The sequence below is a fragment of the Levilinea saccharolytica genome (assembly GCF_001306035.1).
GTDB classification, from domain to species: domain Bacteria; phylum Chloroflexota; class Anaerolineae; order Anaerolineales; family Anaerolineaceae; genus Levilinea; species Levilinea saccharolytica.
This window is the reverse complement of the sequence record NZ_LGCM01000055.1, coordinates 1-23,414: the sequence shown is the minus strand read 5'-3', so window position 1 is coordinate 23,414 and position 23,414 is coordinate 1. Positions and strand designations below refer to the sequence as shown.

The following is a 23,414-nucleotide window of genomic DNA, read 5'->3' as shown; positions in this document are numbered from 1 at the left end:
GATGCTTCGCGAGGGGGCTTTGCCCCCCAGGGGTAAAAATCATCTACAAACTCTGGATAGACAGCGTATAGACCGCAACACCGCTGATAAGACAGATGAACAGATTGGAAAACGCCATGATCTTGTTTTGCCCGGAATGTTCCGAATACCTCGACCCGCGCCAGGCCGAATGTACCTGCGGCTGGCGGCGCGCGCAAAACGCCCTGATGCAGCCCGGCCAACCCCAGTGGCTGAGCCACCTCAACGGGGCGGCACAGGGCTGCGCCCTGCGCCGCGGCGGAAACATCTACGTCTCCTGGGCCGCGCGCATTTCCGGCGGGGTCAGCGCACTGCACGCCGAAACCGGGCAGCCCGTTTGGGAAAAACCGCTGCCCTTCACCGCTGGCGTGCGCAGCAGCCCGGTGAGCGACGGTGCCTCCCTGTACGCGGCCAGCAGCGGCCTGGCGCATCTGGGCGCGGAACTAAAAGCCGCAGATCTGCGCAGTGGGTCCCTGCGCTGGCAGATTGGCCTGCCAGACAGCGTCCTGGGTACGCCGCTGCTGGCCGGAGAAAATCGTCTGTTTACCGCCTGCGAAAACGGTCAGGTGCTGGGCGTAGATACCCTCCGCGGGCAGATCATCCCGGCCTGGTGCGTGTCAGCCCCGCGCGGCGCGCGCTGGCTGGCCAGGGCAGATTCCACCCTGGCGGTGCTCAACCGGGAGGGCGAATGCACCTTATTCGCCTTCAATCACGGCAGCATCCTGCCCCAAAGCAGCCTGTCGTTGGACGCTGCTCTCAACGCGCCCCCCATCTTAAGAAAGGGGCATTGGCTCTGTCCGCTGGCAGACGGCCGTTTGGTGACGGTCAGTCTTCACCACGCGCGTCTGGAAAAAACCTACAGCCTGGGTGCTTCCATCACCGCCGCCCCGCTGCCTCTGACGGATGGAAGCTGCCTGCTGGCTCTGGCAGACCACACCCTGCGGCGCGTTGACCTGTCCAGCGGGCATGAAATTTGGCGATCCCCGCAAATGCCCCGCCGGGTGACCGGCGGCATCGCAGTTGGAATGGGTCTGGCCGTCTGCGCCGGGCATGACGGCGGCCTGCATGCCCTGGATCTGAGCAACGGTGATGAAGTGTGGTCCAGCGTGCTCCCATCAGGCAGCCCCCTGATCAGCGATGTGCTGTTCGCCGAGGGCGTTTTTTACGCCGGGTCGAAGGAGGGCGAATTCTTCGCCGTCCCCTGGCACGGCGGGCGCTATGATTGGGCAGCACGGTTTCTCGCCGCGGATCGTCAACAGGAGAAGGCGGGTGAATATTCCATTTTGGCTGCGGTCACCGCAGCCTCGCCCCGAGAGCGCCGCGAATATTTCCATTCCGCCCTGTCCTACTGGCAGGCAGGCGAGCGCTATGAATGGAGCGCCCGCTTGCGTGAACGGCTGCCCAATCAAAATGCCTGCGACCTGGCCCAAGAATTTCAGCGCGCCGGAGAAAACTACGCCCTCGCGGGCCATCCATCTCAGGAACTGATGGTGCGCATGTATCTGCGCGCTTCCGATTGGTATGAAGAATCCTGTGATCAGGCGCAAGCCGACCGCTGCCGCGCCGAGGCCCAGCGGTTGGGCCGTGCTCCCTACCTGACCTTCAGCAAAGTCAATCTGCCCGAAAATTGTGACTCCGACCGCAGCTACACCGCCGTGTTTGAAGTCGTCAACCGCGGAAATTCGGCCGCCCACAACGTCCTCTTTCGCATCGCGGGCAATCTGCAGGTGCGCATCCATTTACAGGCAGAACGTTTACCCGTTGGCGTGCCGGTGGAAATTGAAGCCCCGCTCTACCCCCTCACCAGCGGCGACCTGGTCGTGCACGCCTCGTATGTAGATTCAGAAGGCCGGCGCTGGCATAACCAGAAAGTCTTCCCCTGGAACGTCAAACCCTACGACGGTGTGGAAATCTTTGGCCACGTAGGTTTGCTGAAAGATATTATCGGCCGGGTGCGCGTGCACGGGGATGTGGGCGCGGTCTCGCATGTGAAGGCGCTGCCGGCGGACAGGGACGAAGTCCCCGATGCCCATCCTTAAAGAGCTAAACCTGGCAACGGCTTTGCTCGTCAATACATCCATACATGGGTGAGGTGTCACCAGGTGTCCAGGGACACGGTTCCCTCCCGAATCCCTGCTATAATAGGTCAATCTTCATCTGCAGAGGGGAAGCATCATGCCGGACAATACCATTGGCAAATACGAACTTCTGGAAGAAATCGGATCGGGCGGGTTTGCAACGGTCTACCATGCCCGCCACCTGACCCTGCACACCGATGCAGCCGTTAAAGTGCTCCTGCCCATCTTCGCCTCCGATCCGGTCACGCGTGAACGTTTCCGCCTGGACGGCATGGCCGCTTCCAACTTGGATCATCCCCATATCGTCAAAGTCCACCGCCTGATGGAAGAGGGTGACCGGGTAGCTCTGGTGATGGATTATTTCCCACTGCGTGATCTGCGCACGCAGCTCAAAATCAACGGCCCTCTGGAGACAGAAGAAGCGCTGCGTGCTGTCCAACAGATCGCCAGCGCTCTGGATTACGCCCACGAACAGAAAATCATCCATCGTGATGTCAAAACCTCGAACATCTTGATTAACCAGGAGGGGGGATACTGCCTCAGCGACTTTGGTCTGGTGCGCATGCCCGGTGAGCCGCATCTCACCCAAATTGGCGGAATGGTGGGTACCGCGGCGTATGTTTCACCTGAGCAGGCCCAAGCCATGCCCAACCTGGACGGGCGCGCCGATCAATACTCACTGGCTGTGGTGGCTTTTGAACTGCTTTCGGGGCAGCTCCCTTTCGCGGCGGATAACTCCACCGCTCTGGCCCTGCTGCATGTCACCCAGGCGCCGCCTTCCGCCTCCACGCTCAATCCACATCTGCCCGCCGAAGTGGACGAGGTGCTGGCCAGGGCGCTCTCCAAATCACCGGCGGCGCGCTTCCCCTCCTGCGGTGAATTTGCCCGCGCTCTGGCTGCCGCCTGGGATACCGGAAAGGTCCGCCAGGCCCGCGCCCTGTTGAGCCAGGCCGAAACGCTTTTGGGTGAGAACAAGTTCAGCCAGGCCCTGGAACAGCTCTCCGCGGCGCGCACCCTGGTGCAGGGCCGCCCCGATATGCAGACCCTGCTGGCCCGGCTGGAAGAGGCTCGCCAAAATGCCGAGGTCTACGAGACCTGCCTGCGCGCCTGGGAGGCGGCCTGTCAAAAAGGGCAGGTCACCCTGGAAAAAATCCCAAACTATCCCGATCCCCTGGGTCTTTTTCCGACCCTGGGGCTGCGTCCTGCCCCTCGCCGGCAGCTCCCTCCCCGTGAGGTCCTTCGCCAGGGTCTGGTGGGGCTGGTGTTGGGCTTTGGGGCGGGTGGGCTGCTGTTGTACTTCACCTTTCTGCTGCTGACGGCCAGGGGGTAAACCATGAGCTTAGAGAAACCTGACATTCAATTCAGCGGTTACCGCATCTTAGGGGAAATTGGCCGCGGCGCCGCTGCTGTGGTCTATAAGGCAGAGGAAATTTCACTCAAGAAAACTGTCGCCATCAAGCTCCTCAACCCGGCCTTGTTTGGCGATCCTGCATCGGTGGAGCGCTTCATCCAGGAGGCCCGTACCGTCGCCCGCCTGCGCCACCCCGGCATTGTGCCAGTCAACGACCTGGATGAATTTGAAAGTCGTCTGTTCATGGTGATGGAATTCATGCCCGGCGGCGACCTGGCTTCGTGGGTGCGCGATCACGGTCTCTTAAACCTGCGCCTCATCGGCTCCTTGATCGGTGAGGTAGCCGAAGCGCTGGATTACGCCCACAGCCAGGGTATCGTCCATGGGGATGTCAAACCCGCCAATGTGCTCCTTTCGGCTCCTTTAGACCAGCCAGGTGCCCGGGCGCGCCTGGCGGATTTCGGGGTGCTGCGTGCGGTGGAGAAATCCACCGACACCCAATCCGCCGAGCTGACAGGTACCCCCCTCTATATCTCCCCCGAGCAGGCCGAAGGCAAGGGCGCCCGCTCCACCTCTGACCAGTATTCGCTGGCGGTGATGACCTACGAGCTGCTCACCGGCACGCCCCCCTTTCAGGGCAGCAACGCCCTGGAAATTTATCTCAAGCACGTACGTGAAGCCCCGCCCCGCCCAGGCAGCCTGCATCCGCGGGTCACCCATGAGATTGAACAGGTTGTGCTGCGCGGTTTAGAGAAAGACCCCGCTGCGCGCTATGCCTCCTGTCTGGAGTTTGCGCGCGCCCTACGCGCTGCCCTGGCTTCCACGGAACAGCGCTCGTTTGATGAGGCTCTCAACCGCGCGCGCCAGGCATTGGCCGGGCATGATCCCATCGCCGCCCGACCTTATCTGGAAGAAGCCGCTGACATCCAGCCCGAAAATGAGGCTGTGCGCCAGCTGCTGGAACAGGTGCAGCTGCAGGAACGCGCCGGGGCGGCGTATGCCGAAGCCGGGCAAAAGCTGGAAGAGGCGCGCGAGAAAGCGCGCTGGCTGCGGCAAAGCCCCAATCCCCCGCCCGACCCCCACGGGCTGCTGGCCCGCCTGGACCCACCCGCGCCCACCCCCTGGCAGCGTCTTCAACAGCGCTGGGGGGCGGCCATGCTGGTGGCGGGCGGGCTGACCGCTTTGGCCTTGCTCTTGGCCGTCGGCTGGAGCGCCTTCACCCTGGCCCAGGCCGGGCGCCCGCACCAGGCCGCCCTGGCCGCGCTGCGCTACGGAACCCCCACCCCAACGCCCACGAATACTGCTACGCCAACGCCCACACCAACACATACACACACAGCTACACCTACGGCCACAGCGACAATTACGTCAACCCTTACCCCAACCATCACGAATACACCCACGATGACCCATACAATCCAGGTTTGGCCAACCCTAAGCCACACCCCAGAGAAGGAGAAAGTAAAGACAAAAAAGCCTGTGGCCCCCCCGATAGGGTAATAACCTAATCCACGTGGGCTCGTCTATGAGGAGCCCATGACCGCGATTTGCCTGTACAATATCGATATCCACTTCACCCCCAGGGGGACCCGCATGCCCGTTTACCAACCCAATGACATTCTCCTCGACAAGTACCGCATCGAACGCCTGCTCGGCCAGGGCGCCTTCGGTGAGGTCTACCTGGCCACCCACATCAAGCTCAACGGTCAACGGGCCGTCAAGGTGCTGCGCGCCGATGCCCCCGGATTCTCGGCCCCCCAGCGCCTGCAGGATGCCCGCGAACGCTTCGAGCTGGAGGCCCGCCTGTACGAGCTCTTCCACGGCTCAGACCTCGTCCAGGTGTTTGACTTCGAAGAGGATCACGGCATTCTGCTGCTTTCCATGGAGTACATGCCGGGCGGCAGCCTGGCTGCCCGCATCGAAGCCGCCGACCGCGAAGGCACCCCCATCCCGGTGGTTGAGGTCGTGCGCATCGGCGGCCAGATCGCCGATGCCCTGGCAGTCCTGCATCAAAGAGATGTCATCCACCGCGACCTGCACCCCGGCAACATCCTCTTTGATCGTGACGGCCGGGCCCGGCTCGCCGATCTGGGGCTGGCTCAGGTCCCCGGCGTGTTCAGCGAACGCTACGGCGTGTCCAGCGCCCTGCTCAGTGTGCATCCCGGCCACCCCAATTTCCGCAGCCCGGAGCACAACTTCGGCAGTCAGGCGCTCAAGCCGCCCAGCGACATCTACATGCTCGGCGCCTGCCTGTTTCTGGCCCTGACCGGGCGAGATTACCACAACCAGCGCCCCGGCACGCGTGCCCGCAGCCTGCGCGCCGACACCCCCGCCTGGCTGGATGAGCTGCTGGCGGCCATGCTGGCGGAGGACCCCAGGCAGCGCCCCTGGGACGGGCGCGCCGCCGCCGAACGGCTGCACGCGGGCCGCCGGCACGTTGCCCGCGAACAGTTGCAGCGCGAACGCCAGCAGGCCGAGGCCCGCCAGCGCCGACAGGCCGGGTGGCAGCAGAACGCCAAGTGGCTGGCGCTGGGGGCGGCCGCGGTGCTGGTGCTGTTTGGGTTGAGCCAATGGATCCAATGGTGGATCAGCGGCGCGCAGACCCGCAGCCTGCACAGCACCCAGACCGCTCTGGCCGCCTCCACTGGCCCAACTCCCGAAACAGGTCTCAGCCCCACTCCAGACATCGGTTCCACCCAGGTCTCCCCCAAAGATGAAATGGTAATGGTCTACATTCCCGCCGGTGAATTCTGGATGGGCTCGGACAAGAGCACAGACCCGCAGGCGCGGGACGATGAACTGCCTCAGCACCGCGTCTTCTTGGACGCCTACTGGATTGACCAGACCGAAGTCACCAACGCCATGTACGCGCGCTGTGTGGCCGACGGAAAATGCACCCCGCGCGCGGAAATATCATCTTACACACGGTATTCCTACTACGGCAGCAGCCAGTTTGACAACTATCCGGTCCTCTATGTGGATTGGCACCAGGCCAGCGCCTACTGCGCCTGGGCCGGGCGGCGACTGCCCACCGAAGCCGAATGGGAAAAAGCCGCCCGCGGCACCGACAAACGCATCTACCCCTGGGGGGATGAATTCTCCTGTTCAAGAGGCAATTTTGATGATGAAACCCTATTTGATTCTTACACCGTTCCCGGCGGGCCCAACTGTGACGGCTACCCAGATACCGCGCCCGTTGGAAGTTACCCCGCCGGGGCCAGCCCCTACGGCGCGCTGGATATGGCCGGTAACGTGTGGGAGTGGGTGGCGGATTGGTATGGGGATAGTTACTACCAGAACTCTCCTGCCGCTAACCCGGTCGGCCCAGAGGCGGGGGACTACCGTGTGCTGCGCGGCGGCACGTGGAGCGGCAGTGCTAACTTCCTCCGCGCTGCCTCCCGCTACAGGTACCTCCCGTTCAATGCGAACGCCCTCAACGGCTTCCGTTGTGCCCGCTGAAAAATGAACGGGTGTCTCCACCGATTGGTATTTGCAACCGCCAGGTCAGCGTCAGCGAATTTCCAGCAAAGCTACAAACCAATGTGAATCGCAGTACGCACCTGAATCAGGAGCAGTACGAATGGGTGTCCTTCCAATGAATGTAAATAGACTGTAATGTTCCTCCGGTGATGATTTCCGTTCTAAGGGGGTAAAATATGGTTAAGGTCAAAACAATGTAAGAATTGTACATAAAAGTGCATATACCCTCTTGACTTTTTTGGGATACGATGTACAATAATGTACAAATAGTCAATCAGGTGGGCGCAATGACAGACCGGAACGATCCTCGTGAATATCTGAAAATAAATGAAGCGGCTCAATTCTTGGGCGTCAATCCGCGCACGGTGTACCGCCACATCAAAACCGGCAAAATCCCTGCTTCCATGGTAGGGGGGTTATATCTCATTCGGCGCAGCGACCTGGAAGCTGTACTTTCTGAGAGCCGTTTGGATCAGAGGGCTGAAGTCACTCCGTTGCACCCGGTGCTGCGCTGCGGATCGTGCTACAGCATCCTTATATCCGAAAGCCAGATTGCGGCAACCTGCGCTGCTGAAAGCTGTGAGGAGATTCTATGTGCATCCTGCAAAATCGAAGGCAAGCGGTTCTGTGCCCGTCATCAACCCTCTGCTCAAGACCGCCTTCAAACCGCACTTCAGGCATTGGCCCGCGGCGAGATTCCGTTGGTAGTGCGCTCAGGTGAAGCTCGCCTGCGCGAGATCAACTTCACCGAACGCATCCTTACCCGGTTAACCGGCATTACCACCTTAATCCACCCTTTGGACGGTTCAGTTATAACCATTCAAAACTGGCAAACCTGCCTGGAACAAGGCGATCACCGTGCCGACGTGATGCGCCTTTTGAACAAAGTGTTCTTGGATTCGCAAACCATCGCACAGATGCCGTTAAACGCCTGGTTTACTGCCCGGCCGCCCCAGCCCAAAGGCACCGATGGCCCGCCTGTAGAAATTCAAGTGAACACAATCAGTCGCTTACAAGCCCACGCAAACAATGGCTTTGACTCGTATCCGCTCGACAGTCAGGACCTTCAAGCATGGCTGTCACGCCAAATCGAAGAGGCGAACACCGAGCAGTGCTTTCGATTGATTTTATTAGCCTCGACCACCGGCTGGGATCCATCGGCTCGGCGGATGATTGCCGCTTCAGAACAGCCCGGCCAGGCTTTTGTCGCACGTCGTTTGTTGGTCTATTTGTTCGATCTGGAAAATGGAGACTTGATCTATAATGAGAAAGATGATCGAGCCCGCATCTATGCGGAGCTTTTCGTACCATTGCTAGAATCAGAACAAATTGCTGAGGCTGTCCGTGCGATTAACAACGAATTGCTGGTCTATGACAGCCTGACCCTGGAGCAGGCAGGTCGCACGCTGCCTTTTTCAAAAAGCGTTCTAAAATTGGCTTTTCAGCGCATGGCTCAGGGGGATACATACTCCATCATGGAAATACCCCGTCTGGGTATGGCGCTAATCCGCAACTAACCCATCATGTTCTAGAGGAGAAACTCATGGCTGGCGTAAAAAATCCTATCTTCGAATTTGGTAAGAATATGCTGCGTGATTGGCTGAACAGCACCGCGAAATCTCAACCCCCTCCCGCTGAAACTGCCCAGCTCAAATTGGAAGATATCCCCCTGGATACGCTTAAGATGGAAAAAATCCAGCTTGAGCAGCAAGAAAAGAAAACCCTGGCTCGCCTGCGTGAAATTGAATTGCGAAAACGCCAACTGTTTGGTGAGGGCGTACAGGGCCAAACCAGTGATCGCGAACAGATGGTTTTGGCACGAAAAATTCGCGACCTGGATGGTGAGGCTGCTGGTCTGGATCAGGTGCTTCAAGCGCTGTCTAAACAGATGCGCGTCCTCAACGGTCTGATTCAAATCAAAGAACGGTCGCTGATTCTGTCAACCTCCAGTCAAACGATATTGTCCAGACTTAACATGGATGATGTCCTGCGGTATGTGGATCTTTCCAGCGCGGATGGCGAATTCCAGATGACCAAGTTCGATGACTTGCTGCGAGCCATGACCATGAACGCTTCGATTGCCCCGGAATATCGCGAAGATAAGGACGTTCTTGACATTATGCAAGCAATGCAGCGCGCCCGTGAAGCTGGAGAAGTCACCGAGGAACAAATTGACGTTGAATTACGCGCTTTAAATGAGAAAAAGAAAAAAGAAGAGTCTGAGAATAGTGAAGAATTCTAATCAAGGGGGCTTTCATGCCGATCAATATCGGTGAGATGGCTTATGCTGAGTTTAAAAAAGCATTAAAGCGAGCCGAGGATGCGCTGCGCAAGGGACAAACTGGGGACGCCGCAGCAGCGTACCGCCAGTGTGCCGAACTTTACCGCCAATACGCATCCTCGGCTAATGATCCTGCTGTGCGCCGTCAGCGCATGGAGCGTGTCCAGTTTTATCAGGAAAAAGCCCATGCGTTAGACAATAACATTCCCTACGAGCCTGCTCCATCAGAAAGGCGCGGCCCGAAGGCGAGCCGGTCATCCGAAGAATCCACCACGGATGACTATGAAAGTGAAGTGCTCAATTTGCTCCAACAAACCAGTGTGCGCTGGGCAGATATTGGTGGTTTAGAGGATACTAAAGCAGCCATCAAATCAGCGTATGGATTGGCTTTAGCTCGTAAACCCGATGGCATAGAAATTAGCTCGTGGCATAACGTGCTCCTTTACGGCCCACCTGGCACCGGCAAAACGCTGCTGGCAGCCGCCACAGCCGGCAGTCTGGATGCGAACTTCTTCAATGTGAAAGTGAGCAACCTTCTCTCGAAGTATTTCGGAGAAAGCAGCAAACTCATAACCGCCTTATATGCTGCTGCGCGGAAGATGAGCCCGTCGGTAATTTTCTTAGATGAATTTGAATCCCTCACCCCACCCCGTGGGTCAGGCGAAAGCGGCGCCGAGAGGCGCATCGTCAGCACAATACTTGCCGAGTTGGATGGATTAGCCACCAAAGAGGATGAAAACTTTGTTTTAACCATGGGGGCAACCAACGTACCCTGGCTTCTCGATACGGCAATTTTGAGCCGTTTTCAGCGCCGCATTTATGTTCCCCTGCCCGACCCTGCTGCTCGAAAAGCCATCTTGAAAATCCATTTAACCAAACGAGGTCATAAATCCGCGCTGGGCATGGACGAGCTGGTACGGCGCACCGATGGTTATGCCGGCCGGGAAATCGAACAGCTTTGCCAGACTGCGGTTGCTAGCATGACGCAACGTGCCAATCCTGATTTGCTGACGGTCGTAGATCAAGGGCAAGAGGCGGTACGCAATTACCATATCCGCATTGAGCCGTTGAGTGAGGAAGATTTCCGCACGGCGTTTGATCAGGTTCAGCCCATCGCAGATGCAGTCATGCTGCGAAAATACAGCGATTGGGCCCAAAAAGCCGAAGGATAAACCTTGTTTCATCCTTGATTTTATTGGGTGTAAAAGGGGATCATATGAGTACAATCGATGAACTTGGGGAGATCCATGTATTCACTCGATTGAGATTGTTTAAACCCGCCTCACCCCACCCCACCTTATGGATGGGTGGGCTCGGATGTTGTGTTGGCTCCCTCTTTCAAACAGGTGGGATGCAGCCAGGCCTACCAAACCATGTAAGGCACCCTGGCTTTATTGATTGTCAGCCTCGTTCTAACCCCTGATTAGCCAGTGAGTGAGAAACCCGCCATGCTTTGTCCTCAATGCAGCGCAGTAATTGATGAGAACGCCCGTTTTTGTTCACAGTGCGGAAATCCGGTTCCTCAATCGAGCCGGATCGATCAACCCGCAGTCCGAATCAGCGGATTTGCCATTCAAAATGCCGAGGGCGCCCACAGTACCATTCAAGTGGGCATGCCTGCCCAAGCGGGTTCAAATGCTGTGGAGTGTCCAGAGTGCGGAAAATTAAACCGCCCGGAAGACACTTTTCGCTGTAAAGGCTGCGGTAGGGCACATTTGTGCCTTGAACACCGTGTGCCGGGTGCAGTGCTTTGTAGAACATGCACCCAAAAAGAGAACCCAGAGTTTGACGGCAAACTCAGCGAAATTGAATTAGATGCGCTGATGAAAGATTGGCAGGCTGTGGCACAAAAAGGGCAGTCGCTGCTCCTGACCCCCAACCTTTCAAAAGCAATTAGAGAAAAAGTATGCAATTATTTGGAGGATGCATACGAAAATGCCGATAAAGACAATTTCTTCACCCAGGTTCAACTGCGGCCGCTGCTAACTGAACTATTCCAGGCGCTTGCGCAAAACCCGCAAAACAGCAGTCTATTTTGGCTGCGGGGTATGATGCGAGGGTATCTGTGCGTTGAACTGGATGTCAAAGATTGGCCGGGCTATTTTGGAGATTTAAGTCGAGCCCAACAAATAGATCCCAACAATGCGGCCTATTTCCACGCATTGGGTATAGCCCACATGAACGCTGTGGATAAGAACCACCCCCTGGGCAGTTTGGTAACATCCTATTCGCTGCTCACTCAGGCCATAGAGCGTGCCCCTCAGAAGCCACTTTATTATAATTCCCGAGGAAGATGCAGCCGCAGAGCTGAAAAATATCCTGAGGCAATTAGTGATTATACGCGTGCGATCGAACTGGACCCTGCCAATGGAATGTACTTCAATAATCGAGGGTATGCCTATTGGGAGGCCGGCCAGTACACGCAGGCCATCGCGGAGTATTCCCGCGCCATCCAATTGGATCCGGAAAAGGCCGTCTTCCATTCCAACCGCGGAGATTCATACTACCTATCCAAGGATTACGATGCCGCCATACGCGATTACACTCGCGCCATCGAGCTGAATCCAAAAGACCCAAACTATTTCAACCGCCGCGGAAATTGTTTCCATGCAACCGGCCAGTACACGCAGGCCATCGCGGAGTATTCCCGCGCCATCCAATTGGCTCCGGAAAGGGCCGTCTTCTATTCCAACCGCGGAAATTCATACTACCAATCCAAGGATTACGATGCCGCCATACGCGATTACACTCGCGCCATCGAGCTGAATCCAAAAGACCCGAACTATTTCAACAGCCGTGGGCTTTGTTACAAAGCCACCGGCCAGTACGCACAGGCCATCGCGGAGTATTCCCGCGCCATCCAACTGGCTCCGGAGGATGCCGTCTTCTATGGGAACCGCGGAAATTCATACTACCTATCCAAGGATTACGTCGCCGCCATACGCGATCTCACTCGCGCCATCGAGCTGAATCCAAAAGACCCAGACTATTTCAACCGTCGCGGACATTGCTACTTTGATACCGGCCAGTACGCGCAGGCCATCGTGGAGTATTCCCGCGCCATCCAACTGGCTCCTGAGGATGCCGTCATCTATTTCAGTCGCGGAAATTCATACTACCAATCCAAGGATTACGATGCCGCCATACGCGATCTCACTCGCGCCATCGAGTTGAATCCAAAAGACCCGAACTATTTCAACCGCCGTGGGCTTTGTTACAAAGCCACCGGCCAGTACACGCAGGCCATCGCGGAGTATTCCCGCGCCATCCAATTGGATCCAGAGGATGCCGTCTTCTATTTCAACCGCGGAATTTCATACCGGCTATCCAAAGATTACGATGCCGCCATATGCGATTACACTCGCGCCATCGAGCTGAATCCAAAAGACCCGGACTTTTTCAACCTTCGCGGACATTGCTACTTTGACACCAGCCAGTACGCACAGGCCATCGCGGAGTATTCCCGCGCCATCCAACTGGCTCCAGAGGATGCCGTCTTCTATTCCAACCGCGGAAATTCATTCTACTTATCCAAAGATTACGATGCCGCCATACGCGATTACACTCGCGCCATCGAGCTGAATCCAAAAGACCCGAACTATTTCAACAACCGCGGACATTGCTACTATGACACCGGCCAGTACGCGCAGGCCATCGCGGAGTATTCTCGCGCCATCCAACTGGCTCCGGAAAGGGCTGTCTTCTATTCCAACCGCGGAAATTCTTACCGGCTATCCAAAGATTACGATGCCGCCATACGCGATCTCACTCGCGCCATCGAGCTGAATCCAAAACACCCGGACTTTTTCAACCGCCGCGGGCTTTGCTACTATGACAAGAATCAATACTCACTAGCGGCGGCTGATTTTTCTAGCGCCATCCAACTGGATCCAAAAAATACCAACTACTATTCAAATCGAGCCAGTGTGTGGGATGCGTTAGGGCGCTCCGATCAAGCAAAAACAGACCGCGAAAAAGCCAGGGAGCATTAGCATCATGTACCAGACCATCTTCTGCCCCAACAATCACTTGATCCTCAATGCATCCAGTTGCGCCCAGTGTGGATGGATCCGCCCTCCTGCAGCGCAGGCTGGCCAGATAGCATGGGGACCGGTAAATTTGGGAGGCGGTCTGGGTGGGCCAGGACACGGAATGTCAGCCAAACCTGCCGTTCTGAAAGATATTTTGCTCCTGCCGTTCTCTGAAGGTCAGGAAATCGGTGGCATCCACCTGCGCAATGGCAAATTGCTCTGGCGCATTAATTTACAAGTTGGATATAGGGTGCGTAGCGTAATCAGCATAGACCGCCATTTTTTGGTCTCAATTTGCGATGAACGCCCGCTCGAAATTGCTCAAAGTGGATTTTTGGCTGTTGTTGACCCAGCGACGGGCCAAATGTCCACCCTTTGGGAAGGGGGTAGTTCGATTATCGGCCAAGCCGTCCCATTAGATGACCGCCTCCTGTTGCGCACGGGGGCCAATGAATTGATTCTTTTCGAATTCAATGAGAGTCTGCATCCCATCTGGAAACAGGCTCTCATGACCTGGTGGTCTGCGGCCGAACCAGTCTTGGCAGGTGAAAATATCTTGATCAGTGACGGAAAAGCCATGTTGGGCGAAGGACTGCTCTCTGCTTACCGCCTCAGTGATGGTGAGCAACAATGGCAGCTGCCAACACTTGGCCTCCTCCCCTACGCACCTCGAGTGATCGGAAAAACCTTCTTATATCAGGAAGGCCGCACAACCTGGATCGCGCGCGATGTAAACGACGGGAAAGAGCAATGGCGCCGGAATATTAGCCATGCCTATACTCCATTAGAGTTATCCGTCAACGGCAGCGAAACCATCGCCTACAGCGTTGTGCGCGGGAGCAAAAATGTGACAGAAGCTGGCCGTTATCAACTTCTGGCCATTGACACGCGCAACGGAGAGACTTGTTGGGCAGCCGACCTACCCGCACGACCTCGGCATCTCTGTGTAGTGGATCCTGAAACCCTTCTGCTGTTTAATGACGACGGCAGCTTGCTAACTGCCAAGACAAAAAACGGTCAAATGATCTGGCATTACCGTCTGGGCAGTGATGAAGATCCTCTTCGTACGGAACCGTTCGCTGCTGAAGGGATCACGGTTGCAGGGACACGAAGTGGGAAAATTGCCGCTGTGTGGTTAAAACCCAATGTTGGCAATGATACCGACCCTAGAGTACTCCTACAAAACGGGGACCATCGCGAAGCCGCCCATGCTTATGCACTTCATGGCGATTTTCTACGTGCTGCGGAAATTTTTGAAACCAACCTGGGAGAGCCTCAAAAAGCGATTCTGTTGTATCAACATGCGGGGGATTATAAACGGGCCGGTGAATTGGCTTTACGCCAGGAATTGTACGAAGATGCACTGCGGTGTTTCAAGCATGATGGCGATTTAGAAGCTCAGGCGCGCGTATTTCTTGCCAAGGGGGATGAATTAACTGCCGCAGAGTATTATGAAAAATCCAATGACATTCGCCGCGCGGCGGAATTATTTGAACATTCAGGAGATCCTGCCCGCGCTCGTGATTTATATGCCCAATTAGGTGATGAGGTTAATGCCCGGCGAGTCGCTCAAAAAATGCCCCCTGATTTGGATAATATTAACTGGTTCGTAAAAGCGAATCTCCTGTCAGAAGCCGCGAATTTAGCTGAACAAGCCGGTTACCTCGATCGAGCGGTGCAACTATATTGCAAGGCAAATTTACCTGAGCAAGAAATGGCCGTTTTGCGACGGTTGGTCAACCAGCAAAAACCAGATCGCTGGAGTATGGAGCGTTTGGCTGATCTTTTGAGAACGCAGGGATCGTTTGAGGAGGAGGCAAGAATACGGTCCCGCCTTTGCGTTCTGATCGGGCAGGGGGAAACGACGGCTTTCCAACAGCTTACGCTTGCTGCTGCTGACGCCTGGTATCGGGCAGCTTGTCAATGCGAGGATGCCGAGGCAGATCATTTGCTCATTGCAGAATTGTACGAGACAGCAATGCATTCTTACCAGCAAGCCTATGAAGATGAACGTCAAGAAATATGTTGGCAAAAGGTGATCTTCCATCGTCGTCTCCCGCGAATCATGGTGGAAGGACAGGCCAGACAAGTATTTGAGGAAGGCGCCTTTAATCATATTACATTGACAGTGATTAACGATGGTTATGGCATAGCCACTGATATTGATTTTAAGGTAAATCCTGAACGATTTGATTTAGATATTGAAGCCACGACCACGCGTTTCAGTCATTTAGCTCCCGATAAGCCGCTACTACTCGACCTTGTTTTGCGGCCCAAAATTGGCCTTTATGGTAACGTTCCACTCATTTTGTACTGGACGTGGAAAGATCTGGCGCAGCGCGTATACAATGCGCGGCAAACCACTTATGTGCGTGTCAAAAGCAAAGATGAATCGACGGGGGTAGACCACCCAGCCCAGATTTTTGTCAACGGCACCTATATACAAACCCAAAATGGACATGTAGAGATGGTTGGCGGTGACAAAGTGGAGTCTGGCGGCCAAAAAGGTGATAAAGTGGTCGTTTCGCGCGGATCCTCTCCTCAAATTGAGGTTGATCAAAAAAGAAGCCAAAACCATCATGGAGATCCTTTACAGCAAAATCAAGATTTGTCTCCAAAATTGAGCTGCCCCCAATGCAAGTTATCGATCGACCCAGGCGCAAAACATTGCTGGGGCTGCGGAATGGACCTGACGGGTTTGGTCAGAGAAGAATAGAATAATTTAGGAGGGCTATCGATGCAGAAAACTACTAAAAAAGGCTCATCGGGAAGATTTTTCCATGTCAGCCAACTTTCTGGAAAGCTCAATCGTTATTTAGAAATCCCGCCAGGGCACATCGGTGTGATCTTGGAGACCGACCAACACTCCCGTATTCTACCGCCCGGGAAACATCGTGTTATAAACTGGCTTGAACGCCTGGCTGGTAAAGGCGCCGGGATGATGGCTGGCTATGTTTCAGATGATCATTGTGTACTACAACTCCAGGCAAGCTATTTTATGAGCGGGGATGGCGTGCTGCTAGATGCCTGGATTTCAGCTTTGGTAACGATATCGGATCCAGTCTGTTTTTTCAAAGAATTGGTTCTCCCAAAAAACGGGATGGATACCAACGTGCTCGATTTAAGCAGCGCTGACACGCAAGCCATCATCAGCACAATCGCCCGTCGGTATCTTGCGGTAGATTTAATTGCCGGCCTGCCCGCTCGCCAGATCAGCGAGGAGCTCACCAGGCTGTTGACTGGGATTCTTCAAACCAGCGGTATGGAGCTTATCTCCATCCAGGCTTTATCATTCTGGCGTTCAGATGAGCGTGCAGAATTGGCTGAAAAGGTCCAGGCACTTGAAGAACGTCTTCAAGATGTTGAACTACAAAAGCGAATGGCGGCAGTTGAAACCCAGGCGCAATACGAAGAGTTCGTCCATCAATTGGCACCGGACGTAATGGACAAAAGCCGCCTACAAGTCGTCATGGAAGATTCACCGACGCAAACGGAAAAGAAATCACAGCCCCTGACTGACAAGATTTCCAATTGGGTTCGGGCCGTAAAAAACCAATCCAGCGCTCCTTCACGCTGGAGAATGGACGGCCTTCTTAAAAAGAAAGAAATGACCCCACCGCCACAACCCGACCGCCCCATGCGTTCGTGGTGGTTCTGGTATGTTTTTTGGATTTTCCTCCTGCTAGCCATTGGTCTATTTGTGACAGGGCTCTCGATCTACTTCGGAAAAGGCATTTCTGGTGATTTTCAATTCGCATGGCTCACTGGCTTGTGGCTGGTGATCCTGCCGCTGATCTTTGAGGCGCTCAAACGATTGGTACAAAAACGGGAGGAGATTGCCGAACAGAATTGGCGTTGTGGGAATCTCCAACACATTGATCAGTTAACGGGTAACAATCGCACCCAGGCTGACCGTCTCGTGCGAGGGCAGGTAGCAAATGATATGAAAACGGCTGCTGCAATGTTGGATGATTTAGTATCACGCAGCTACCATAACGGCGAACAGGAAAAAGCATTACGAATTCGCGACCTGCGCAGAAAATTTGAGGATGTCAGTGACAAAGTGGCTCAGACCCATTTTGGTGCGCCGCCTTATCTGAGCGATTTGAACATTCCACAACGCAGTTGGGAAATCTTATTGGATTATGATGAGCAACTTCTGGCAGAATCATCGGCTCTGGCCGATCTTGCCAGACAATTTCAGGAAATTTTTTCGACACGAGATGATCTGACCACTGACCTTGTGAATCTCGAGGGTCATCTTGATGCATTTTTGTATCATTTCAGCGGGCGTCAACGCGCCATTAAATTGAATTGAACGATTCGGGAGGATATGATGGTCATGGGATTATTTTCAATTGACTGCCCGCACTGCGGGAAACCGGTGAACCGCAATGCCGCCTATTGCTCCCATTGTGGGGAACCTCTTGCCTCTGGGAAAAAAATCTGCGGCGCGTGTGGAACACAAAATCGCGGCGAAGCCAGTTTTTGCGCCGAATGCGGGCGCCCGCTTTCAGAAAGCGCTGCCCCAGAAATGTCCCACCAACGGTGGGCTCGTCGAGAAGAGGATTTTGCTGTTCGCGTAGAAGCGAACGATCTACCTGGCTTGCTCAATAAGGGACTGATGGTGGACCCCGGCACGAATGCGCTGCTTGTTTCACGCGGTGAAAACCTTGGATTAGTTCCGCCGGGCAGTTACAAGATTGAGAATGTTCTCCAAAAAGGTTGGGATATTCTAAAGGGCGATATTCCGCATTCAGTGACTGCCTTATTGGTAGATATCACCCCTACTGACTTACTCATTAACTTAGGTGGGCGTTATACCCGCGATCCTCTGCCGGTGGGTATGAGCCTGCGTCTCGTTGTGGAAGTCAATGAGCCGGCCAAGTTCCTCATCAATATTCTCAAGGGTAGAGAACGGTACGGAAAAGAAGACTTGCGTGCTTATCTTTACCCCGAAGTTGCACAAGTGGCTGATCGGTGGCTGCGCGAGCACAGCTTGAGTGAATTAGCAGAAGATGCCTCATTGTGTACCCAGTTGGATCTGGCGTTAGAGCAAAGCCTGAAGCGCACTTTTGCACAAAGCGGTTTACGTTTCCTGCAAACCCGCACGGTCGAACTCAACCTGGAACCCTACGATGAGGTGAAAGGTATCCGCGGGAAATATGCCCTCCTTAATATGCGAACCAGCGCCGAGTTGGAAGGCATGCGCTTGGCTGCGGGATCCGAAGAGGAGAAAAGACGCTTTGAAGAAGAGGCGCGAATCAGAAAGGCTGAGGAGGAAACCGCTTTTCGAGAACGTTGGCAGGCCTTGCAGCATCGCGAAGATCTCAACGCTTTAGCAGCCGAAACCGAAAAAGTCCAAATTCACGAACAGCGGATTGCTTTATTCCAACGAATGCGTGAAGCCAGCTTATCGGACAAGATCAACGAAGTCCGCAGCGAGCATGATTTTGAACTCTTCCTGGATAGCATTGATCTGGATAAACTGCTTAAGGCACGCGAACGCGAAGAGCTAAAACAAGGCTGGTTGGAGCAAGATCAGGATCATATTCGTGAACGGGCATATCTGATCACGAAAGCAGAGATTGAGCATAATTTCTCGCTGCGCGCCATGCAGTTAAATTTCCAGCACGCTGAAGATGTGCAAAAACTGAATAACGAGCTCGAAATTGCCCGCAAACGCAGTGACTATGAGTTTGAGCTTCGTCTGCGTGTGGTTGAAGAAGAAATTAAGCTCGAATTGAAGCGGATAGAAATTGAGAAAGCCAAACAACAGATCGAAGAAGATCGCCGTAAACGGGCAATTGAGCTGGCTCAATTCCAGCGACGCGCGGAGCGTGAAGAAGACGAAGCCGATGCCATGATGGGGATGCGCTTACTCGGGCAGATGAAGGAAATGCGCCGCAAGGACGAAGAAGACACCAACCGCATTCGCCGCCTGGATGAGGAAGAGAGACTCCGTATTCACCGCGTGGATGAGTTGGAACGGAAACGAGCAGAGTTACAAATGCTTCTTGAACGCATGGAAGTGGAAGAACGTCTGCGTCAGAACGAACGCATACACATGCTCAAAACGCAGGAAAGTGAGCAGGAGTACCAGCTGCGCCGCTTAGCTGAAATTGGCAAACTGGGGCCCGAAGCGCTCATCGCCATCTCAGGCACAGAGCAGGGACGCATTTTGGCTGACCTTAAGAAAACTGAGGCTCTCAAGGGCATGAGTGAGGAACAAATTCTGGCCATGGCCGCAGAGAATTCTCCTGAGGTGGCCAAAGCCTTCCAGGAAAAATTCCGCGCCATCGCCGAAGGACGCACCAGCGCTGAGGTGAAAGAAATGTACGAACGCCTGGTGCACGAAAAGGATGAAGCTGCGCGCCGTGCACAAGAAGAGGCCGATAAACGGGCCGAGGACATCAAGGAAGCCTGGGAAAAATCCTCAGACCAATCTCGCCAAACCACTGAGCGCGCCATGGATAATATCACCCGCGTGGCTGAATCTTTTGCACGCAGTCAGGGACAGCAGACGCCCACACAGCCTATCATCATCACCCCTGGGCAGGCTCCGCAGGTGATCCACAGCGTTGGGGGTGGGGTTACGGCTCAAAATGGCACTGACGGCCGCAAGGTGTGCGTGAACTGCGGACAGTCCGCACCAGTGGACGCCAAATTCTGTGAAAAATGTGGGAATGAGTTTAAGGGGATGTAATCATGCCGCCAATGAAGTTGCTGACTGCCTGGATCCTTGCGTTCACGCTGCTTATTGCCCCAACTCAACCTTCTGTCGTGGCACAGACACCTGGCATTGATTTGTTCCTGGACCGCATTGAATCCGATGAGTTCCCCGTGATTCAAATTCAGCTGAGCGCCTGGGATGCCAGCGGCCTGCCCCTCACTGGGCTGACCGCCCAGGATTTCACCCTTCAAGAAGGAAATGGAATCAAATTCCACCCCACCGCGGTGGAGGTGGACACCAAAACGGACCTGCGCGTGATTCTGGCAATGGATGTTTCTGCCAGTATGCAAGGCAAACCTATTAATGACGCCAAAGTTGCCGCGGCTCGCTTTTTGGAAAATCTGGAAAAAGGGGATCAGGCCGGCCTGGTAGCCTTCTCTACCGATGTCAACCCCGATCCTGCCGCGCTTTCCAGTCAGCGGGAACATGCCTTAAGCACAAATTTGCTTCCGCTATACGACACCATCGAAGCGCTGCAGGCCAGCGGCGGTACCGAGCTCTATAATGCCGCCGCCAAAGCGGTGAAACTGCTCGAAGGTACGCCTTCTGGTCACCGCGCAGTGCTTCTGTTGAGTGATGGAAAGAACGATCCAGCCAATATTGGCGACCCCGAAGAAGCGATCCAACTGGCCAAAGAAGCGCGAGTGCCTTTCTTTATCATCGGCCTGGGCAGTACCATTGACGAGCCGTACTTACAGCGGCTGGCAGCCGAAACGGGCGGCCTGTACCGCCCCGCCCCGTCATCTTCTGACCTGGCGGCTCTATTCAGCGACATGGGAGAATTGCTGAAGACTCGTTACGTAGTTCGTTATACGACCACCCTGCCAGCCGACGGCCGCAGCGCTGCTTTGAGTGTGGAATTGAATATGCGTGGTGAAACTGCAAATACCGAAGCTCTGATCGAAACCCCGCTCATCCCTCCCACGGCCACCGCAGCTCCACAGGCCACCCCCGTCCCCACCTCCACCGCCGTACCCGTCTCGGCTCCGGCGGTTGCTCCGCCCGCAGAAGAGCCGCAAGAACCGGAGCCTGTATTTAACTGGGGGTGGGCAGCGATTGCGGGAGCAGCGGCGATCGCAACCATCGCCTATCTACTCATCCGTAAGCCTAAACCTAAACCAGAGGCCTGTGCCAAATGTGGTTATGAGCTAACCGGGAGCAACGGCCCCTGTCCGCAGTGTGGAGAATCCCGACGGCTGCCGCGATCCGCAAAATAAACCCGGTCCTGGTAGGGTGAATGACCCTACCAGGACTTCTGAGGACTCAATGACCATCCTTGACATTTACGAACTTCACGAGCAAATTGGCAAAGGCGGCTTTGGCACAGTGTACCGCGCCACAGACACTTCTCTCGGTCGCACGGTCGCGCTCAAAGTCCTTCATCCGCAAATGGCTTGGGATGCGGATTTCATCCAGCGCTTTCAAAGAGAAGCCCGTTTGGCCGCTCAATTGGAAAATCCCTACGTGGTCACCATCTATGGTGTGGGCGAGGATCAGGGGCGCTACTTCATCGCGATGCGTTATTACCCGGGCGGAAGTCTGGCTGACCTTCAAAAAAAAGGCCCTTTGCCCTGGGATAAATGTGTCAGTATTCTGGGGCAGGTCTGTGAGGGGCTGCAGCAGCTCCACCAGCAGGGCTGGGTGCACCGCGATATGAAACCCTCCAACATCCTCTTTGACCCCCAGGGTCGGGCGGTGGTAGCCGATTTTGGCCTGGCGCGCGTCTTAACCTCTTCCACCTCCTCCAGCGGGGGTGTTGCGGGCACCCCTCACTATAAAGCCCCTGAGCTGTGGCGGGGAAAGCCCCCCGCCTCTCCCGCCACGGATGTGTACGCGTTAGGCTGCATTTTGGGCGAGATCCTTTCTGGACAGATACTCTTTTCGGGTGAAACGCCCGATGAAGTCATGACCAAACACGTCCTGGAAGGCCCAGAATTCGGAACCCTATGGCCGCCGCCGGACCTGCCCGACGGGGTGTCAGCCTTCATCCAGCGCTGCCTGAGTAAAAACCCGGCCGACCGCCCGGCGGATGCAGCCGCTTTTGAGCGCGAGTTGAGGGAATTTACCACGAACATCGCGCTGCCAACCAAAGAAGCCCCGGCTGCTTTCCACTCGGCGGTCACAGCATCTATGCCCGCCGCAGATCTTTCTCCCGCGAAGGCAGCTAACCAAAGACAGTCGGCCCCCCCGTCCGATCCGCCAATCCATGCACCCGCGCCGACAGTACAGTATCAACCTTCTGCGGCCACCCTCCATCCCCCATTGAAAAAAGAACAGCCAGGGCCAAAGAAATCTCGCCTGCCGGGGCGCATCTGGCCAATGTTGGCCATGCTCGGCATCGGCCTGGTCGTTGGTATATTAATGCTGATCAGGGCATTATCGAACAATCCGCCGGAACCAGACCCCGTTGGAGCGGTAAGCGATGCCCCAACGTCAGCAGCAGTCCTTCAACCCGGCCAGGCCCCTTCGGCCGCCAGTCCCGCGGAAACCGCAGCTGCTTTGGTCAATTGCACACAAGCCGGCCAAACCCGCACCTCTACCCAGGACGGTATGACCCAGGTTTGCGTCCCCGCTGGCGAATTTGAGATGGGCTCCGACCCACGCATAGACCCCTACGCACAAATGGATGAACGGCCTCAGCACCAAGTGTACCTGGATTCCTACTGGATTGATCAGACCGAGGTCAGCAACGCCGCTTACGCCCGCTGTGTGGCTGATGGTGAATGCACTGCCCCCTACAAAAACTCATTTATCCTGCAAAGCTCCTATTTTGAAGACAGCCAATTTGCCAATTATCCGGTTATCTTTGTCAATTGGAACCAGGCAAAGGAGTTTTGCCAATGGGCCGGGCGGCGCCTGCCCACAGAGGCGGAATGGGAAAAAGCCGCCCGCGAATATTCGCCTCGGATCTATCCCTGGGGAAATTTTCCACCCAACATAAACCTGTCAAATTACAACGGGGTCGTTGGCGATACCCTTCCGGTGGACAGCTTCCCGCAAGGGGCCAGTCCTTACGGCGTACTGAACATGGCGGGGAATGTGTGGGAATGGGTATCGGATTGGTATGCAGAAGGTTATTACCAAAATTCCCCCACCCGTAATCCCACAGGGCCGCAGATTGGCGAAAATCGAGTGCTGCGCGGAGGGGCATGGAATGATGAATCAACCAGCATCCGTGCAGCAAACCGCAATCAATACAGTCCCGATGGACGCAATAAGAGCATCGGCTTCCGCTGCGCTCAAAGCGCAAATACGCCCTAGCGCATCGCTTTCTCGCAGAAACGCTTTGCCTGTCCAACCTATCCATCGAAAAAACAGCTTTACAGGAAACAGAGGATGACCCAACTCGGCAAGTACAAAATTCTCACCCTGCTCGGCTCCGGCACGTTTGCCGAAGTCTACAAAGCCCAGGACCTGGAGCTGCAGCGCATCGTTGCCCTGA

At 55.4% G+C, this 23,414-nt stretch carries 13 protein-coding genes; all 13 read left to right on the top strand.

The window, feature by feature from the left end:
- Nucleotides 1–95 precede the first annotated feature (95 nt).
- Nucleotides 96–2,057 (top strand): outer membrane protein assembly factor BamB family protein, encoded by a 1,962-nt coding sequence (locus tag ADN01_RS14880; protein WP_082142849.1) that lies wholly within the window; start codon nt 96–98, stop codon nt 2,055–2,057.
- A gap of 136 nt (nt 2,058–2,193) precedes the next feature.
- Complete coding sequence (locus tag ADN01_RS14875) at nt 2,194–3,426, top strand: serine/threonine-protein kinase (protein ID WP_062418879.1); 1,233 nt, start codon at nt 2,194–2,196, stop codon at nt 3,424–3,426.
- A gap of 3 nt (nt 3,427–3,429) precedes the next feature.
- Nucleotides 3,430–4,947, top strand: coding sequence for a serine/threonine-protein kinase (locus ADN01_RS18870; RefSeq protein ID WP_082389741.1), 1,518 nt, complete (start codon nt 3,430–3,432; stop codon nt 4,945–4,947).
- 36 nt (nt 4,948–4,983) lie between these two features.
- On the top strand, nt 4,984–6,906 hold the full coding sequence (locus tag ADN01_RS18865; protein WP_062418881.1) for a bifunctional serine/threonine-protein kinase/formylglycine-generating enzyme family protein: 1,923 nt from the start codon (nt 4,984–4,986) through the stop codon (nt 6,904–6,906).
- 308 nt (nt 6,907–7,214) lie between these two features.
- Complete coding sequence (locus ADN01_RS14850; protein WP_062418882.1) at nt 7,215–8,444, top strand: helix-turn-helix domain-containing protein; 1,230 nt, start codon at nt 7,215–7,217, stop codon at nt 8,442–8,444.
- Nucleotides 8,445–8,470: 26 nt separating this feature from the next.
- On the top strand, nt 8,471–9,169 hold the full coding sequence (locus ADN01_RS14845; protein WP_062418883.1) for a hypothetical protein: 699 nt from the start codon (nt 8,471–8,473) through the stop codon (nt 9,167–9,169).
- Between the two features lie 14 nt (nt 9,170–9,183).
- The gene (locus tag ADN01_RS14840) at nt 9,184–10,380 is read left to right on the top strand and encodes an ATP-binding protein (RefSeq protein WP_062418884.1); all 1,197 of its coding nucleotides are present in this window, start codon (nt 9,184–9,186) and stop codon (nt 10,378–10,380) included.
- A 258-nt stretch (nt 10,381–10,638) separates the two neighbouring features.
- A complete protein-coding gene (locus ADN01_RS14835; protein ID WP_147239079.1) occupies nt 10,639–13,200 on the top strand; it encodes a tetratricopeptide repeat protein in 2,562 nt (853 codons plus the stop codon).
- Nucleotides 13,201–13,204: 4 nt separating this feature from the next.
- Complete coding sequence (locus tag ADN01_RS14830; protein ID WP_082142851.1) at nt 13,205–15,955, top strand: outer membrane protein assembly factor BamB family protein; 2,751 nt, start codon at nt 13,205–13,207, stop codon at nt 15,953–15,955.
- 21 nt (nt 15,956–15,976) lie between these two features.
- Nucleotides 15,977–17,557, top strand: coding sequence for an SPFH domain-containing protein (locus ADN01_RS14825; protein WP_062418887.1), 1,581 nt, complete (start codon nt 15,977–15,979; stop codon nt 17,555–17,557).
- A 15-nt stretch (nt 17,558–17,572) separates the two neighbouring features.
- Nucleotides 17,573–19,945: a zinc-ribbon domain-containing protein gene (locus ADN01_RS14820; RefSeq protein WP_075071243.1), complete on the top strand. Its 2,373-nt coding sequence runs from the start codon at nt 17,573–17,575 to the stop codon at nt 19,943–19,945.
- 77 nt (nt 19,946–20,022) lie between these two features.
- The gene (locus ADN01_RS14815) at nt 20,023–21,189 is read left to right on the top strand and encodes a vWA domain-containing protein (protein WP_160318442.1); all 1,167 of its coding nucleotides are present in this window, start codon (nt 20,023–20,025) and stop codon (nt 21,187–21,189) included.
- A gap of 49 nt (nt 21,190–21,238) precedes the next feature.
- On the top strand, nt 21,239–23,233 hold the full coding sequence (locus ADN01_RS14810) for a bifunctional serine/threonine-protein kinase/formylglycine-generating enzyme family protein (RefSeq protein ID WP_075071242.1): 1,995 nt from the start codon (nt 21,239–21,241) through the stop codon (nt 23,231–23,233).
- Nucleotides 23,234–23,414: the final 181 nt, after the last annotated feature.